Below are 15,766 nucleotides of genomic sequence, written 5' to 3'. Positions count from 1 at the left end.
CAGGATTTTTGTTTCCCACTGAAGCGGGTGTGAATACTAACCAAAGCGAATGACCTTCGCAAGGGCAATTTTGACGCATTGTATCAACTGCAGAAAAAAACAGCAAAAAGCCATTAAATGCTTAAAACTAAGGCGGCAAGCGCCGCCTTTTTAAACACTTACTGTGAAAAGTTATGCAGCTTTTACAGCATCTGCAATACGGTGCGCAAATTCAGTCACCTGCGCTTCGTCTTCGCCTTCCACCATCACGCGGATCAGCGGTTCAGTACCTGACTTACGCAGCAGGACACGCCCACGGTTGCCAAGCGCAGCTTCAACGTCTGCCATCACCGCTTTGACGTTATCATTTTCCAGCGGATCGCCTTTGCCTGCGGTGAAGCGCACGTTCACAAGGATCTGCGGGAACATTTTCATGCCGCTGCACAGATCGTGCAGGCTCATATGGTTACGTGCCATCGCGGCAACAACCTGAAGCGCTGCCACAATGCCGTCACCGGTGGTGGTTTTGTCGAGCAGGATCACATGGCCGGAGTTTTCAGCGCCAATGCGCCAGCCTTTCTCCTGCAGTTTTTCCAGCACGTAGCGGTCACCCACCTTCGCGCGAACAAACGGGATCCCCAGCTGTTTCAATGCCAGCTCCAGACCCATGTTGCTCATCAGCGTGCCAACCGCACCGCCGCGCAGCTGTCCCTGACGCAGACCTTCACGCGCAATAATGTAGAGGATCTGGTCGCCATCGACCTTGTTCCCTTCGTGGTCAACCATGATCACACGGTCGCCGTCGCCGTCCAGGGCAATACCCAGGTCCGCTTTTTCTGCCAGCACGCGTGCCTGCAGGGCACGAACGTCCGTCGCACCAACCTGTTCGTTAATGTTCAGACCATCAGGCTCACAGCCGATGGTGATCACCTTCGCCCCCAGCTCGCGGAAAACATTCGGCGCAATGTGATACGTCGCGCCGTTTGCACAGTCCACCACAATTTTGAGGTGAGCCAGGCTTAGCTCGTTCGGGAAGGTCCCTTTGCAGAATTCAATGTAACGGCCAGCCGCATCGACAATACGGTTTGCTTTGCCCAGCTCAGCGGAATCAACACAGGTGATCTCTTTTTCCATTTCGGCTTCGATCGCCTCTTCCACATCATCCGGCAGCTTGGTGCCATCGATGGAGAAGAACTTGATACCGTTATCATAGAACGGGTTATGTGAGGCTGAAATCACGATGCCGGCTTCCGCGCGGAAGGTACGCGTCAGATAGGCGACAGCAGGTGTTGGCATTGGGCCAGTAAAGGATGCTGAAAGCCCGGCAGCGGCGAGACCGGCTTCCAGCGCAGACTCCAGCATATAGCCGGAAATGCGGGTGTCTTTGCCAATGATGATCTTACGCGAGCCATGACGTGCCAGAACCTTGCCAGCAGCCCAGCCAAGCTTAAGCACAAAATCAGGGGTGATTGGAGCATCGCCTACGCGCCCACGGATACCATCGGTACCAAAATATTTACGATTACTCATAGCGTTTCTTTTCCTTCGCTGCCAGTGTGGCTTCCACCACACGCATGGCTTCTACTGTTTCTTTAACATCATGGACACGGATAATATGCGCGCCTTGCATTGCTGCAATCACCGCGCAGGCCAGACTGCCGCTCAGGCGTTCACTCGGCCCGACATTCAGCAACTGCCCAATCATCGACTTTCTCGACATGCCAACCAGCAACGGCAGGCCGAAATGATGAAACTCGGATAAACGCGCAAGCAACGCATAATTGTGGGAGAGATTTTTACCGAAACCGAACCCCGGGTCGAGCAGCAATTTCTCTTTTGCGATACCTGCACGCTCACAGCGTGCAATATGCTCAATAAAGAAGCGATTCACATCTGCAAAGACATCCTCATACTTAGGCGCATCCTGCATCGTTTTCGGTTTTCCCTGCATATGCATCAGACAAACCGGCAGCCCGGTTTCCGCAGCCGCTTCAATCGCCCCCGGCTCGGTCAGAGAGCGGATATCATTGATGATGTGAGCACCCACTCGCGCCACTTCACGAATCACCTCTGGCTTAGACGTGTCCACGGATATCCACACCTCAAAACGTTGTGCGATGGCTTCAACCACCGGCACCACGCGCGCCAGTTCTTCCTCCACTGAAACTTCTGCCGCCCCCGGACGCGTCGACTCACCGCCAACGTCAATGATGGTTGCCCCCGCGTTGATCATCAGATTGGCGTGCTTTACCGCCTCAATAAGCGTGTTATGCGTTCCGCCATCTGAGAAGGAGTCAGGGGTAACATTCAGGATACCCATCACATGCGGATGTGAGAGATCGAGATGCGAGTCCTGGGCGAAAAGTTTCATGGCTAAATCCCTGGTATTAATGTGGTTAAACAGAAAAGAAAAACCCCGGAGCAAGCTCCAGGGTTTGAGGTACAGACACACTCGCCAACAGCAGTGACTTACTTGTCGCCCAACTGTTCTGACATGGTGTTACCCGGGTTCGGCGTACGCGGTTCATCAACCGGACGCGGCGCACGCGGGGTGCCATTGTTGTCAGAATTGTTGGAAGCGCCTGGGTCTTCCCAGCCTGCTGGCGGACGCACTTCGCGGCGAGCCATCAGGTCGTCAATCTGCGGAGCATCGATGGTCTCATATTTCATGAGCGCATCTTTCATCGAATGCAGGATGTCCATATTGTCGTTCAGGATCTGACGTGCGCGACCGTAGTTACGTTCAATCAGCGCTTTCACTTCCTGGTCGATGATACGAGCCGTTTCATCAGACATATGTTTCGCTTTCGCCACAGAACGGCCCAGGAATACTTCGCCCTCTTCCTCTGCATAAAGCAGTGGACCGAGTTTGTCGGAGAAGCCCCATTGGGTCACCATGTTACGCGCCAGGTTTGTCGCCACTTTAATATCGTTGGACGCACCGGTAGAAACATGTTCCGGACCGTAGATAATCTCTTCCGCCAGACGACCGCCGTACAGGGTTGAAATCTGGCTTTCCAGCTTCTGACGGCTGGCGCTGATCGCGTCGCCTTCAGGCAGGAAGAAGGTCACACCCAGCGCACGACCGCGCGGAATGATCGTCACTTTATGCACCGGATCGTGTTCCGGCACCAGTCGACCGATAATCGCGTGGCCCGCTTCGTGGTATGCCGTGGACTCTTTTTGCGCTTCCGTCATCACCATGGAGCGACGTTCCGCACCCATCATGATTTTGTCTTTCGCTTTTTCGAATTCCACCATCGACACTACACGTTTGTTACCGCGAGCGGCAAACAGTGCAGCTTCGTTGACCAGGTTAGCCAGGTCCGCACCGGAGAAGCCCGGAGTACCGCGCGCAATGATTGCCGCGTCGATATCTGGCGCCAGCGGTACGCGACGCATGTGCACTTTCAGAATCTGTTCACGACCACGAACATCCGGCAGACCGACCACAACCTGACGGTCGAAACGGCCTGGACGCAGCAGCGCAGGGTCAAGAACGTCCGGACGGTTAGTTGCCGCGATAACGATAATACCCTCGTTACCTTCGAAGCCGTCCATCTCAACCAGCATCTGGTTCAGGGTCTGCTCACGTTCATCGTGACCACCGCCCAGACCAGCGCCACGCTGGCGGCCTACGGCGTCGATTTCATCGATGAAGATAATGCACGGTGCTGCCTTTTTAGCCTGCTCGAACATGTCACGCACACGAGATGCACCGACACCCACGAACATTTCTACGAAGTCAGAACCTGAAATAGTAAAGAACGGTACCTTCGCTTCACCCGCGATGGCTTTCGCCAGAAGGGTCTTACCGGTACCCGGAGGGCCGACCATCAGGACGCCTTTCGGGATCTTACCGCCCAGCTTCTGGAAACGGCTCGGCTCGCGCAGGTATTCAACCAGTTCACCCACCTCTTCTTTTGCTTCGTCACAACCGGCGACGTCTGCAAACGTGGTTTTGATCTGATCTTCCGTCAACATACGCGCCTTGCTCTTACCGAACGACATGGCACCTTTGCCACCGCCGCCCTGCATCTGGCGCATAAAGAAGATCCAGACGCCGATAAGAAGCAGCATCGGGAACCAGGAGATGAAGATAGAAGCCAGCAGGCTCGGTTCTTCTGGCGGCTCACCTACCACCTTGACGTTTTTAGTCAGAAGGTTATCAAGCAGCTTAGGATCGTTCACCGGGATGTAAGTCGTGTAACGGTTACTATCTTTCTTGGTAACGTTGATCTCACGTCCGTTGATACGCGCTTCGCGAACCTGGTCCTGATTGACCTCCTGCAGGAAGGTAGAATAATCCACCTTGCGGCCATTCGACTCGCTGGGCCCAAAGCTCTGGAATACTGACATCAGCACAACGGCAATGACCAGCCAGAGTATTAGGTTTTTCGCCATGTCACTCAAGGGATTAACCTCATATTACAACTGTGTTAAAAACAGCGTCAGGATACTCTATATCCAGTGTCATTCAAACTTTCGTCTGAAATCTACCGGTTATCATTTTCGCCCGGTCGCTACAATATACACTTCACGGGAACGGGCCCGGGAAGAGTCCGGCTTACGAACTTTAACCTTCGCAAACAGGGAGCGAATTTCCTTAAGATACTCCTCGAAACCTTCGCCCTGAAACACCTTCACAACAAAACTACCACCAGGCGCTAGTACATCACGACACATTTCTAACGCTAGCTCCACCAGATACATGGCGCGGGGGATATCCACCGCCGGTGTTCCACACATATTTGGTGCCATATCCGACATGACAACCTGGACCTTACTGTCACCAACACGATCAAGTAACGCTTTCAGCACTAATTCATCACGAAAGTCGCCCTGAAGGAAGTCGACACCAACGATGGGATCCATTGGTAAAAGATCGCATGCGATGATGCGGCCCGTGCCGCCAATCTGCGTTACCGCATACTGCGACCATCCGCCAGGTGCCGCACCGAGGTCAACCACCGTCATCCCCGGCTTAAAAAGTTTGTCACTTTGCTGTATTTCATCAAGTTTAAACCAGGCACGGGAACGCAACCCCTTTTTCTGTGCCTGTTGAACATATTTATCGCTAAAGTGTTCCTGAAGCCAGCGGCTGGAGCTGGCAGAACGCTTTTTACCTGTCATTTAACATTTCCGTCCTGGTTCATCGTTGCTTGCCTGTGACGTAAATTTCTACGCAGCTATTTGGCGATATAAGGGAGATGGCGGTAGAATGAACCGTTTTCAATCCCAACGTAAGCAAAAATATACGATGAATCTGAGTACTAAACAAAAACAGCACCTTAAAGGTCTGGCACATCCGCTCAAGCCTGTAGTCATGCTTGGCAACAATGGTTTGACCGAAGGGGTGCTTGCCGAGATTGAACAAGCGCTGGAACACCACGAGCTGATCAAGGTGAAAATTGCCTCTGAAGACAGAGACACGAAGAACTTGATCGTGGAAGCCATCGTGCGCGAAACCGGTGCCTGTAACGTGCAGGTCATCGGTAAAACGCTGGTGCTCTATCGCCCAACTAAAGAGCGTAAAATCTCGCTGCCACGCTAAGGATATCCTGAATTAAACACATTTTCTGTGTAAAACGAGGGATTTCTGTCAGCAGGTGAGCAAAATGCCATGCTCCTTGAGTTGATAAAAGGCCGCTATGCGGCCTTTTTCCTTTCTTTACAATGTATCAACATCTTCGTGGAGAGGCGAATTACAGGTACTCAACCTTAATAATTTCGTATTCCACTTCGCCACCCGGGGTACGGATGGTCACGACATCGTCCTGCTCTTTGCCAATCAGGCCGCGAGCAATCGGTGAGTTCACTGAAATCAGGTTCTGTTTGAAGTCTGCTTCATCGTCACCCACGATGCGGTAAGTCTGCTCTTCGTCAGTGTCCAGGTTCAGCACGCTAACGGTTGAACCAAAGATCACACGCCCATTGTTTGGCATTTTGGTGATATCGATAACCTGCGCATTAGACAGCTTAGCTTCGATATCTTTAATACGCCCTTCACAGAAACCCTGCTGCTCACGCGCCGCGTGGTATTCAGCGTTCTCTTTCAGGTCGCCATGCTCACGCGCTTCCGCGATAGCGGCGATGATTTCAGGGCGACGAACAGATTTCAGGAAATCCAGCTCTTCGCGCAGTTTTTCGGCACCACGTAAGGTCATCGGAATAGCTTGCATTTGTTATACCTCTTAAACATTCCTGTTGGGAGCAGTGTTCCCTGCCCCGGCCCTCATGAGCGGGCCAGAAGCAAAAAGAAAACCGACCCGGGAGCAACGCCCCAGGTCAGCAGCAATTTTCAATTTGATACGTATTTTACCGCGAAGTTCACTATGGGTCATCGTTTACTTTGCAGTGCCATGCACCGTAGTATGACGGTTTGTTTTCGGGTTGTTAGCGCGAGATTATGCGATTTTCCAGATTTATCATCGGATTGACTACCAGTATAACGTTCAGCGTTCAGGCCGCGAATGTTGATGAATATATTAATCAGCTCCCTGCCGGGGCCAACCTTGCTCTGATGGTGCAGAAGGTCGGCGCGCAGGCACCTGAGATTGACTATCACAGTCAACAAATGGCGCTGCCTGCCAGTACTCAGAAGGTGATCACTGCGCTCGCTGCCCTGCTTCAGCTTGGTCCTGACTTCCGTTTTACCACGACTCTTGAGACCAGGGGAGAGGTTAAAGACGGTGAGCTGAAAGGCGATCTTATTGCCCGTTTTGGCGGTGACCCCACCTTCAAACGTCAGGATATCCGCAACATGGTGGCGGTGCTGAAAAAATCTGGCGTGCAGAAGATCGATGGTAACGTGTTGATCGACACCTCCATCTTTGCCAGCCACGATAAAGCGCCGGGCTGGCCGTGGAACGACATGACGCAGTGCTTTAGCGCACCGCCATCGGCAGCGATTGTTGATCGTAACTGCTTCTCGATTTCGCTTTACAGCGCGCCAAAACCGGACGATTTAGCGTTTATTCGCGTGGCGTCTTACTACCCGGTCACCATGTTTAGCCAGGTCCGAACGCTGGCAAAAGGCTCCCCGGATGCGCAATATTGCGAACTGGATGTGGTGCCCGGCGACCTTAACCGCTTCACGCTTACCGGTTGCCTGACGCAACGCGCCGATCCCCTCCCGCTGGCCTTCGCCATCCAGGATGGCGCAAGCTACGCGGGCGCAATTCTCAAGGACGAACTGAAACAGGCTGGGATCACCTATACCGGTACCCTGCTCCGCCAGACGCAGGTTAATCAACCCGGCACGGTTGTCGCCAGCAAACAGTCTGCACCGTTGCACGATTTGCTAAGGATCATGCTGAAGAAGTCTGACAATATGATCGCCGACACCGTGTTCCGCATGATTGGTCACGCGCGTTTTGGCGTTCCGGGAACCTGGCGTGCGGGTTCCGACGCTGTGCGTCAGATCCTTCGTCAGCAAGCGGGGATCGATCTGGGCAACACCATCGCTGTCGATGGTTCCGGGTTATCACGTCACAATTTGATCTCCCCGGCAACCATGATGCAAGTGCTTCAGTACATTGCACAACATGACACTGAGCTAAACTTTATTTCGATGCTGCCACTTGCCGGGCATGACGGTTCACTTCAGTACCGGGCCGGTCTTCACGCTGCCGGTGTGGACGGTAAGGTATCAGCCAAAACAGGTTCACTGCAGGGTGTTTATAACCTTGCAGGCTTCATCACCACCGCCAGCGGGCAGCGTCTGGCATTCGTGCAGTATCTTTCCGGCTATGCCGTCGAACCGGCCGACCAGCGCAATCGCCGTATCCCGCTGGTGCGCTTCGAAAGCAGGCTTTATAAGGACATCTACCAGAATAACTAGCGATGAAACTACTTATAGTTGAAGACGATCTGTTATTACAGGAAGGGCTGGCGCTGGCGCTGTCCAATGAAGGCTATGCCCTCGACTGCGCCGCCACGGCGGCAGAGGCGGATGCCCTGATCCAGAGCGGTGAATACAGTCTGGTGATCCTCGATCTGGGCCTCCCGGATAAAGACGGGGCCACGTTGTTAAGCCAGTGGCGGCGTCGCGGTGTTGACAACCCGGTGTTGATCCTGACGGCGCGCGATGCCATCGAAGATCGTATCAACGGCCTGGATTCCGGCGCGGATGATTATCTGGTGAAGCCGTTTGCCCTTGCAGAGCTACAGGCGCGCGTGCGTGCGTTAATTCGCCGCTATCAGGGGCACAGTGATAACTTACTGACCGACGGTGATATTACCCTGAATCTGCAAACTCAGCAGGTGCTGTGCCAGTCTCTGCCTGTTGAGGTCACACCGAAAGAGTTCGCCCTGCTTACGCGTCTGATCATGCGTAGCGGGCAGACGGTACACCGTGAAACCCTCCAGCAGGATATCTACTCCTGGCAGGACGATCCGGGATCAAATACCCTTGAAGTCCACATTCACAATTTGCGACGCAAACTTGGCAAAGACCGGATAAAAACCGTTCGTGGCGTGGGTTATCGTCTGGAGAGACAGAAATGAACAGTATGCGTCGGCGATTAATGGTTTTGCTGGCGGTGATCCTGTTATTTTTCCAGTTGATAAGCGTGATCTGGCTGTGGCATGAAAGCCGCGAACAGATTGGCTTTCTGGTCAATGAAACGCTGTCTGCAAAGGCACGTAACAACCATGTCGAAAAAGAGATCCGCGAAGCGATTGCCTCGCTGCTGGTCCCTTCCCTGGTGATGGTCGGTTTTACCCTGCTCTTCTCCTTCTGGGCAGTCACCTGGATAACTCGTCCGCTGAATCAATTGCGGGCCAGTCTGGCGAATCGTTCGGCGGACAACCTCACTCCGCTGCCCATGTATTCAGATATGGAAGAGATTGGCGCCGTCACAACCTCTCTGAACCAATTGCTCGCCAGGCTTGATCACACCATACAACAGGAAAGGCTCTTTACCGCTGATGCCGCGCATGAACTGCGAACCCCACTCGCCGGGATCAGGTTGCATCTGGAACTGATGGCACAATCAGGTTCGCCACAAGCTTCAGCATTAATCAGCCGTATTGATCAACTCATGCATACCATTGAACAGCTGCTGATGCTGGCGCGGGCCGGGCAGGCAATGGCGAGCGGCCACTATGAGACGGTAAACTGGACAGACAATATCATCACCCCGCTTGGCCTTGAGCATGAAGCCAAAGAACATACGGTGATATGGCCGGCCAAAAGTCCGCTAACGGTGCAGGGGGACGCGGTGCTTCTGCGACTCATGCTGCGTAACCTGCTGGAGAATGCCGGGCGCTACAGCCCAGCAGGGACCACCATCACAGTGACATTGACCGCACAGGACGGCGGTACGCGGGTCAGCGTAATCGATCAGGGTCCCGGTATTGATGAAGCACACCGGCAGTCAATTACCGAGCCGTTCCGTCGTCTCGATCAGCGCTACGGTGGCAGTGGCCTGGGTCTGAGCATCGTGCAACGCATTGTGCAGCTTCACCACGGAAAGCTGACGCTGGAGAATGCCGCAGAAGGCGGTCTCATTGCCAGTTGCTGGCTGCCTTCAACGTTAGAATAAAAAAAGCCCCTGTATCAACAGGGGCCTTATCGGGTCATTAGTGCTTGTAGATGAACTCGACGCCTTCTTCGTCGTCTTCATCCCAGTCGTCGTCCCAGTCGTCTTCCTCTTCCGCTTCCAGCTCTTCAAGCTGTTGACGGTGGTAGTCATCCCACATGAATTCGACTTTTTCAGGCTGCTTCGCTTCTTCAACCTGAACAACCGGGTTCTCGATGATAAAGGTCATCACATCCCAGCAGAGATCTTTCACGCCAACCTGGCTTGCCGCGGAGATCAGGTAGTACTTATCTTCCCACCCCATCGCTTCAGCAATGGCTTTCGCTTTTGCTTCCGCTTCGGCTTTATCCATCAGGTCAATCTTGTTAAAGACCAGCCAGCGCGGTTTGTTCGCCAGTTTCTCGCTGTATTTCTCCAGCTCGCCGACGATGATACGGGCATTTTCTACCGGATCGGACCCGTCGATCGGATCGATATCGATGAGGTGCAGCAGTACGCGGCAGCGCTCAAGGTGTTTCAGGAAGCGGATACCCAGACCGGCACCTTCCGCTGCGCCTTCAATCAGACCCGGGATATCGGCAACCACAAAGCTCTTCTCGTTATCCATACGGACAACGCCCAGGCTTGGCACCAGCGTGGTAAACGGATAGTCCGCCACTTTTGGCTTAGCGGCAGAGACGGCGCGAATAAAGGTGGATTTACCAGCGTTTGGCATCCCCAGCATCCCCACATCGGCCAGCAGCATCAGCTCCAGCTGCAGGTCGCGCTTATCGCCCGGCGTACCCATTGTTTTCTGACGCGGCGTACGGTTGACGGAAGATTTGAAACGGCTGTTGCCCAGACCGTGCCAACCCCCTTTTGCAACCATCAGACGCTGACCGTGTTTGGTCATGTCGCCCATGGTCTCACCGGTACCCTGATCGATCACACGCGTACCCACCGGTACCTTAATGGTGACGTCTTTACCACGTTTACCGGTACAGTCACGGCTCTGGCCGTTCTGGCCACGCTCAGCGCGGAAAGATTTTTCGAAACGGTAGTCGATCAGCGTATTGAGGTTCTCATCCGCCTCCAGCCATACGTCACCGCCGTCGCCGCCGTCGCCGCCGTCAGGGCCACCACGAGGAATATATTTTTCACGGCGGAAGCTTACGCAACCGTTGCCGCCATCACCTGCCACGACCAGGATCGTCGCTTCATCAACAAACTTCATTTTACTCTCCGTAAATCATTCGCCTGAGCGGGGACCGCTTCATTTTTGCACCAACGCCCCCAGAGACGATGACCAATGGCGGAATACATCGCGCCCGCAACCACGACAAACGCACCGAGATAACCCAACAGGTTGAGCATCGGTCTGACGAAGACATCGGGCCAGGCCATTGATAACAAATCTGAAAATAACAGCGTAAACAGCGGAGTGAGCGTAATCAATGCGCTCACCTGTGCTGCCTGCCAGCGCGCCATTGCTTCGGCCAGCGCGCCATAACCGACCAGCGTATTCAGCCCACAAAATATGAGGCACGCCAGCTGCCAGTCGCTAAGCTGGGTGATCACCCCCGGCTTCGCTAACGGCAATAATGCTATTGTACACAAAGTGTACAGCAAAAAGAGGATCTGCTGTGAGGCAAGACGACGCAATAACACCTTTTGCGCGACGCCATAGCTCACCCAAACCGTTGCTGCCCCCACACCGAAGATTACACCCCAGGTGTAATCGGTCAGGCGGGTAAAAATCTCTATCAGGCTGGTATTGAAGAACATTACCAGGCCACATAGCAGCATGCTCGCCCCGACGATCTGCGTACCGCGCATCTTCTCCTTGAGGATAACGACGCTGGCAACCATCATGCCGACCGGTGAAAGTTGACCAATCACTTGCGACGCCGTCGGGCTGAGATATTGCAGGGAAGAACTGAACAGAATGAAGTTGCCAAACAGTCCCCCCGTCGCGATAGCCAGTAATACCAGCCAGCGCGGTTTACGGAAGAGACGCAGGGGCGGAAGCTTGCCTTTAACAGCAAGGATGGCGCCCAGGCCGATACTTGCCATCAGAAAGCGATAAAACACCACCGTAGGCGGTTCCATCACTTCCAGTACCTGCTTCATTGCAATTGGCAGCGCACCCCAGCACATTGCGGTTGTGAGCGCCAAAAGAATTCCAATGCCGGCCTGCTGCTTCATGCCCGTTTTCCCTACAGAAAAAATTACCGGGTTTCCAATGTAAAAAGCCCCGCAACAGGTTGCGGGGCTTTAATCCGTTACCGGACCGAGAAAACCTTACTCAGCAACGATGCTGATGTATTTACGGTTGTTCGGGCCTTTAACTTCAAATTTCACTTTACCGTCTGCTTTAGCAAACAGAGTGTGGTCACGACCGCAACCTACGTTGTTGCCAGCGTGGAATTTGGTACCACGTTGACGAACGATGATGCTACCCGCCAGAACGGATTCGCCACCGAAACGCTTAACGCCCAGGCGTTTAGCTTCTGAATCGCGACCGTTACGTGTGGAGCCGCCAGCCTTTTTATGTGCCATTTAAATCTCTCCTCAGGTCTTAGGCGCTGATGCCAGTAATTTTCACATCAGTGAACCACTGACGGTGGCCCTGCTGCTTACGGTAGTGTTTACGACGACGAAACTTAACGATTTTAACTTTCTCGCCACGACCGTGAGCAACAACTTCAGCTTTGATAACGCCGCCATCAACGAAAGGAACGCCGATTTTGACTTCTTCACCGTTTGCGATCATCAGAACTTCTGCGAACTCAACAGATTCGCCAGTTGCGATGTCCAGCTTTTCCAGGCGAACGGTCTGACCTTCGCTTACTCGGTGTTGTTTACCACCACTTTGGAAAACCGCGTACATATAAACTCCGCTTCCGCGCACATCCTCGTATGAATCAGAGTGCGCTATAAATATTCACAATAGGGCGCGAATATTACGCAAAACGCGAGCCTTTGACAAGTGCTACCATCAATACATGAAGAAAAAAAACACAACACGTACGGTAGCGTTTATCTGAGCCGTTTTTTCAGTACAATCAGCAATACTATTGATAAACCGAAACCCTTCGTTACCCCATTAAAGATGGGATAAACAGGATAAAAAGCCCGGCTTTTGCGATGAATTTAGAAAAAATCAACGAGTTAACCGCGCAAGATATGGCGGGTGTGAATGCAGCAATCCTGGAACAACTCAACTCTGATGTTCAGCTAATCAATCAGTTGGGCTATTACATCGTCAGCGGCGGCGGTAAACGTATTCGCCCGATGATTGCCATACTGGCCGCCAGAGCCGTGGGTTATCAGGGAAAGGCTCATGTCACTATCGCAGCACTGATCGAATTTATTCACACTGCGACGCTTCTGCATGATGATGTTGTGGATGAATCAGACATGCGTCGTGGCAAAGCCACGGCAAACGCCGCCTTCGGCAACGCAGCCAGCGTTCTGGTCGGTGACTTTATCTATACCCGTGCCTTCCAGATGATGACCAGCCTCGGCTCTCTGAAAGTGCTGGAAGTGATGTCTGAAGCCGTTAACGTGATCGCGGAAGGCGAAGTGCTGCAGCTGATGAACGTCAACGATCCTGACATCACCGAAGAAAATTACATGCGCGTAATCTACAGCAAAACCGCGCGCCTGTTTGAAGCCGCGGCGCAATGTTCCGGCATTTTGGCTGGCTGTACCGCTGCGCAGGAAAAAGGGCTGCAGGACTACGGCCGTTATCTGGGGACCGCATTCCAGCTGATTGACGATTTGCTGGACTACAGTGCTGATGGCGAAACGCTCGGCAAAAACGTCGGCGATGACCTCAACGAAGGTAAACCGACCCTGCCGCTGCTCCATGCCATGCACAACGGATCCGCTGACCAGGCGAAAATGATCCGTGAAGCGATCGAGCAGGGAAATGGTCGCCATCTACTGGAACCGGTACTGGAAACAATGGCCATCTGCGGCTCGCTGGAGTGGACGCGTCAGCGCGCTGAAGAAGAGGCGGATAAAGCCATCGCGGCACTGCAGGTCATTCCAGACAGCCCATGGCGCGATGCATTAATCGGCCTTGCCCACATCGCCGTACAGCGCGATCGTTAACCTCTCGCTTCTCCCCGCGGCCTTCGCGGGGAGATTTCAATAAGTTCTTATAAATTCCATATTCGCGTAAAATCATCGGCTTACAGACCGCATGAATAAAGCCATGTCTTATTCTGAATATTCCTTCAAGTAACGCGAACTTTTTAGAGCCTGTGTTCAAAATGAGTATAGTAACCCCGTCGTTTCGGTAGAAATGACGTGGGTGATTACGAACACAAGGACAGCTTTATGGATATGAAATTTATCGACTGGCACTCAGCAGATATTATTGCTGCGCTGCGCAAAAAAGGAACATCGCTCGCCGCTGAATCACGTCGCAATGGATTGAGCTCATCAACGCTGGCAAATGCCCTGACTCGCCCCTGGCCAAAGGGTGAATTGATTATTGCATCGGCGCTGGAGACGCACCCGTGGGTCATTTGGCCCTCGCGTTACCACGATCCCATTACCCATGAGTTTATTGACAGAACACGCATGATTCGCCAGAAAAAAACCAGGAAAGAGCAACCGGTCTGACACGCTTTTTTTGACAGGAACAGCAACCCCCCGGCCATCTCTGGCAGGGGGCTGCCGGAACGATTACTCGCCCTTCACACGCTCGATATTGGCACCCAGCGCGCGCAGTTTGTCTTCAATACGCTCGTAACCACGATCGATGTGGTAGATACGATCCACAACCGTCGTTCCTTCCGCGATACAACCCGCTAATACCAGGCTCGCAGACGCACGCAGATCGGTTGCCATAACCTGCGCACCGGAGAGCTTCTCAACACCGTGGCAAATCACCGTGTTACTTTCGATCTCTGCATGTGCGCCCATACGGATCAGCTCCGGTACGTGCATGAAGCGGTTCTCGAAGATAGTCTCGGTGATCACACCCGTACCTTCTGCCACCAGGTTCAGCAGCGTGAACTGAGCCTGCATATCGGTCGGGAATGCCGGATGCGGCGCCGTGCGAACGGTTACCGCTTTTGGACGTTTACCGTGCATATCAAGGCTGATCCAGTCTTCACCGGTTTCGATATCCGCACCCGCTTCACGCAGCTTCGCCAGCACCGCATCCAGGGTGTCAGGCTGCGCATTACGGCAAACAATCTTGCCGCCAGAAATGGCCGCAGCCACCAGGAAAGTCCCGGTTTCAATACGGTCTGGCAGAACGCGATACACACCGCCACCCAGACGCTCAACGCCTTCAATGGTGATGCGATCGGTACCCTGGCCAGAGATTTTTGCACCCAGCGCCACGAGGAAGTTGGCAGTATCCACAATTTCCGGCTCGCGCGCGGCGTTTTCGATAATGGTGGTACCTTCTGCCAGCGTTGCCGCGGACATAATGGTGACGGTTGCGCCAACGCTCACTTTGTCCATGACAATGTGCGCGCCTTTCAGGCGGCCATTTACGGACGCTTTAACGTAACCTTCTTCCAGTTTGATCTCCGCGCCCAGCTTCTCCAGACCGAAGATATGCAGGTCAACAGGACGCGCGCCAATGGCGCAACCACCAGGCAGTGACACCTGTCCCTGACCAAAACGCGCTACCAGCGGGCCAAGCGCCCAGATGGATGCACGCATGGTTTTCACCAGGTCGTACGGTGCTGAGAAGTTGTTCACGTTGCTGGCATCGATCCAGACGGAGCCATTACGCTCGACTTTCGTCCCCAACTGGGTGAGCAGCTTCATGGTGGTGTCGATATCTTTCAGCTTCGGTACGTTCTGAATTTCTACCGGCTCTTCCGCGAGCAGCGCAGCAAAGAGGATCGGCAGCGCGGCGTTTTTCGCGCCAGAAATTGTGACTTCGCCCTGGAGGCGCGTCGGCCCCTGTACACGAAATTTATCCATGGTGTGCTCTCTTATAAATTCAACCGTGCTGCGGGCGCATCGCCCTCAGCTCAAAAACCGTTTAGTTTGCGATCGCGTGCCCACTCTTGCGGGGTGAACGCTTTAATCGACAGGGCGTGGATGCGGTTATCCGCAATATATTCCATCAGCGGCGCGTACACAGCCTGCTGTTTCTTCACACGGCTCATACCGTCGAACATCTCACCCACAGCAATAACCTGGAAGTGACTGCCATCGCCTGTGACGTGGGCTTCCTGAAGGGAGAGTGCATTCATCAGCACTGTCTGGATTTCATGATTTTCCAT

The 15,766-nt window shown here is 53.5% G+C and carries 17 protein-coding genes; 6 read left to right on the top strand and 11 right to left on the bottom strand.

Annotation, left to right across the window (positions count from 1 at the left end):
- Nucleotides 1-171: 171 nt before the first annotated feature.
- The 4 genes from glmM to rlmE all read right to left on the bottom strand — a co-directional run bounded on the left by glmM (nucleotide 172) and on the right by rlmE (nucleotide 5,112).
- Nucleotides 172-1,509: a phosphoglucosamine mutase gene (gene glmM, locus PUZ33_RS03810; protein ID WP_013098919.1), complete on the bottom strand. Its 1,338-nt coding sequence runs from the start codon at nucleotides 1,507-1,509 to the stop codon at nucleotides 172-174.
- Nucleotides 1,502-2,350: a dihydropteroate synthase gene (gene folP / locus PUZ33_RS03805; RefSeq protein ID WP_020687345.1), complete on the bottom strand. Its 849-nt coding sequence runs from the start codon at nucleotides 2,348-2,350 to the stop codon at nucleotides 1,502-1,504. The genes glmM and folP overlap by 8 nt, the downstream gene beginning before the upstream one ends.
- A 98-nt stretch (nucleotides 2,351-2,448) precedes the next feature.
- Nucleotides 2,449-4,383, bottom strand: coding sequence for an ATP-dependent zinc metalloprotease FtsH (gene ftsH / locus PUZ33_RS03800; RefSeq protein ID WP_013098921.1), 1,935 nt, complete (start codon nucleotides 4,381-4,383; stop codon nucleotides 2,449-2,451).
- A gap of 102 nt (nucleotides 4,384-4,485) precedes the next feature.
- On the bottom strand, nucleotides 4,486-5,112 hold the full coding sequence (gene rlmE / locus PUZ33_RS03795; protein ID WP_003861812.1) for a 23S rRNA (uridine(2552)-2'-O)-methyltransferase RlmE: 627 nt from the start codon (nucleotides 5,110-5,112) through the stop codon (nucleotides 4,486-4,488).
- Nucleotides 5,113-5,239: 127 nt separating this feature from the next.
- Between rlmE and yhbY the strand changes: the two genes are divergently transcribed.
- A complete protein-coding gene (gene yhbY / locus PUZ33_RS03790; protein ID WP_014833438.1) occupies nucleotides 5,240-5,533 on the top strand; it encodes a ribosome assembly RNA-binding protein YhbY in 294 nt (97 codons plus the stop codon).
- Between the two features lie 151 nt (nucleotides 5,534-5,684).
- Here yhbY and greA read toward each other — a convergent pair whose 3' ends face one another.
- The gene (greA, locus tag PUZ33_RS03785) at nucleotides 5,685-6,161 is read right to left on the bottom strand and encodes a transcription elongation factor GreA (protein ID WP_013098923.1); all 477 of its coding nucleotides are present in this window, start codon (nucleotides 6,159-6,161) and stop codon (nucleotides 5,685-5,687) included.
- 227 nt (nucleotides 6,162-6,388) lie between these two features.
- Between greA and dacB the strand changes: the two genes are divergently transcribed.
- Genes dacB through pmrB form a run of 3 tightly spaced genes read left to right on the top strand, consistent with a single transcriptional unit; the run spans nucleotide 6,389 to nucleotide 9,527 of the window.
- Nucleotides 6,389-7,822, top strand: coding sequence for a serine-type D-Ala-D-Ala carboxypeptidase (dacB, locus tag PUZ33_RS03780; protein WP_038983620.1), 1,434 nt, complete (start codon nucleotides 6,389-6,391; stop codon nucleotides 7,820-7,822).
- 2 nt (nucleotides 7,823-7,824) lie between these two features.
- Nucleotides 7,825-8,487 (top strand): two-component system response regulator PmrA, encoded by a 663-nt coding sequence (gene pmrA / locus PUZ33_RS03775; RefSeq protein WP_013098925.1) that lies wholly within the window; start codon nucleotides 7,825-7,827, stop codon nucleotides 8,485-8,487.
- Complete coding sequence (pmrB, locus tag PUZ33_RS03770) at nucleotides 8,484-9,527, top strand: two-component system sensor histidine kinase PmrB (protein ID WP_029883388.1); 1,044 nt, start codon at nucleotides 8,484-8,486, stop codon at nucleotides 9,525-9,527. Before pmrA ends, pmrB begins: the two co-directional genes overlap by 4 nt.
- A 37-nt stretch (nucleotides 9,528-9,564) precedes the next feature.
- Here pmrB and cgtA read toward each other — a convergent pair whose 3' ends face one another.
- The 4 genes from cgtA to rplU all read right to left on the bottom strand — a co-directional run bounded on the left by cgtA (nucleotide 9,565) and on the right by rplU (nucleotide 12,393).
- Nucleotides 9,565-10,737, bottom strand: a complete 1,173-nt coding sequence (gene cgtA, locus PUZ33_RS03765; RefSeq protein ID WP_058680254.1) for an Obg family GTPase CgtA — start codon at nucleotides 10,735-10,737, stop codon at nucleotides 9,565-9,567.
- Nucleotides 10,734-11,708, bottom strand: a complete 975-nt coding sequence (locus PUZ33_RS03760; protein ID WP_058680253.1) for a DMT family transporter — start codon at nucleotides 11,706-11,708, stop codon at nucleotides 10,734-10,736. Before PUZ33_RS03760 ends, cgtA begins: the two co-directional genes overlap by 4 nt.
- Before the next feature lie 96 nt (nucleotides 11,709-11,804).
- On the bottom strand, nucleotides 11,805-12,062 hold the full coding sequence (gene rpmA, locus PUZ33_RS03755) for a 50S ribosomal protein L27 (RefSeq protein ID WP_004385076.1): 258 nt from the start codon (nucleotides 12,060-12,062) through the stop codon (nucleotides 11,805-11,807).
- Between the two features lie 19 nt (nucleotides 12,063-12,081).
- Nucleotides 12,082-12,393 carry a 50S ribosomal protein L21 gene (rplU, locus tag PUZ33_RS03750; protein ID WP_003025032.1) on the bottom strand — a complete coding sequence of 104 codons (312 nt, stop codon included), beginning with the start codon at nucleotides 12,391-12,393 and terminating at the stop codon, nucleotides 12,082-12,084.
- 257 nt (nucleotides 12,394-12,650) lie between these two features.
- Between rplU and ispB the strand changes: the two genes are divergently transcribed.
- Nucleotides 12,651-13,622: an octaprenyl diphosphate synthase gene (gene ispB, locus PUZ33_RS03745; RefSeq protein WP_013098929.1), complete on the top strand. Its 972-nt coding sequence runs from the start codon at nucleotides 12,651-12,653 to the stop codon at nucleotides 13,620-13,622.
- A gap of 228 nt (nucleotides 13,623-13,850) precedes the next feature.
- Entirely contained in the window at nucleotides 13,851-14,138 is a 288-nt protein-coding gene (gene sfsB / locus PUZ33_RS03740; protein WP_038983629.1) for a DNA-binding transcriptional regulator SfsB, read from the top strand.
- Between the two features lie 63 nt (nucleotides 14,139-14,201).
- Here sfsB and murA read toward each other — a convergent pair whose 3' ends face one another.
- Both murA and ibaG read right to left on the bottom strand, forming a co-directional pair.
- The gene (gene murA, locus PUZ33_RS03735) at nucleotides 14,202-15,461 is read right to left on the bottom strand and encodes a UDP-N-acetylglucosamine 1-carboxyvinyltransferase (protein WP_013098931.1); all 1,260 of its coding nucleotides are present in this window, start codon (nucleotides 15,459-15,461) and stop codon (nucleotides 14,202-14,204) included.
- Nucleotides 15,462-15,511: 50 nt separating this feature from the next.
- The gene (ibaG, locus tag PUZ33_RS03730) at nucleotides 15,512-15,766 is read right to left on the bottom strand and encodes a BolA family iron metabolism protein IbaG (protein WP_008501458.1); all 255 of its coding nucleotides are present in this window, start codon (nucleotides 15,764-15,766) and stop codon (nucleotides 15,512-15,514) included.

It is taken from the genome of Enterobacter cloacae complex sp. 2022EL-00981 (assembly GCF_028737495.1).
Lineage (GTDB): Bacteria > Pseudomonadota > Gammaproteobacteria > Enterobacterales > Enterobacteriaceae > Enterobacter > Enterobacter cloacae.
Note: the sequence above shows the minus strand (reverse complement) of the source record. Positions and strands in the feature narration are given on the sequence as shown.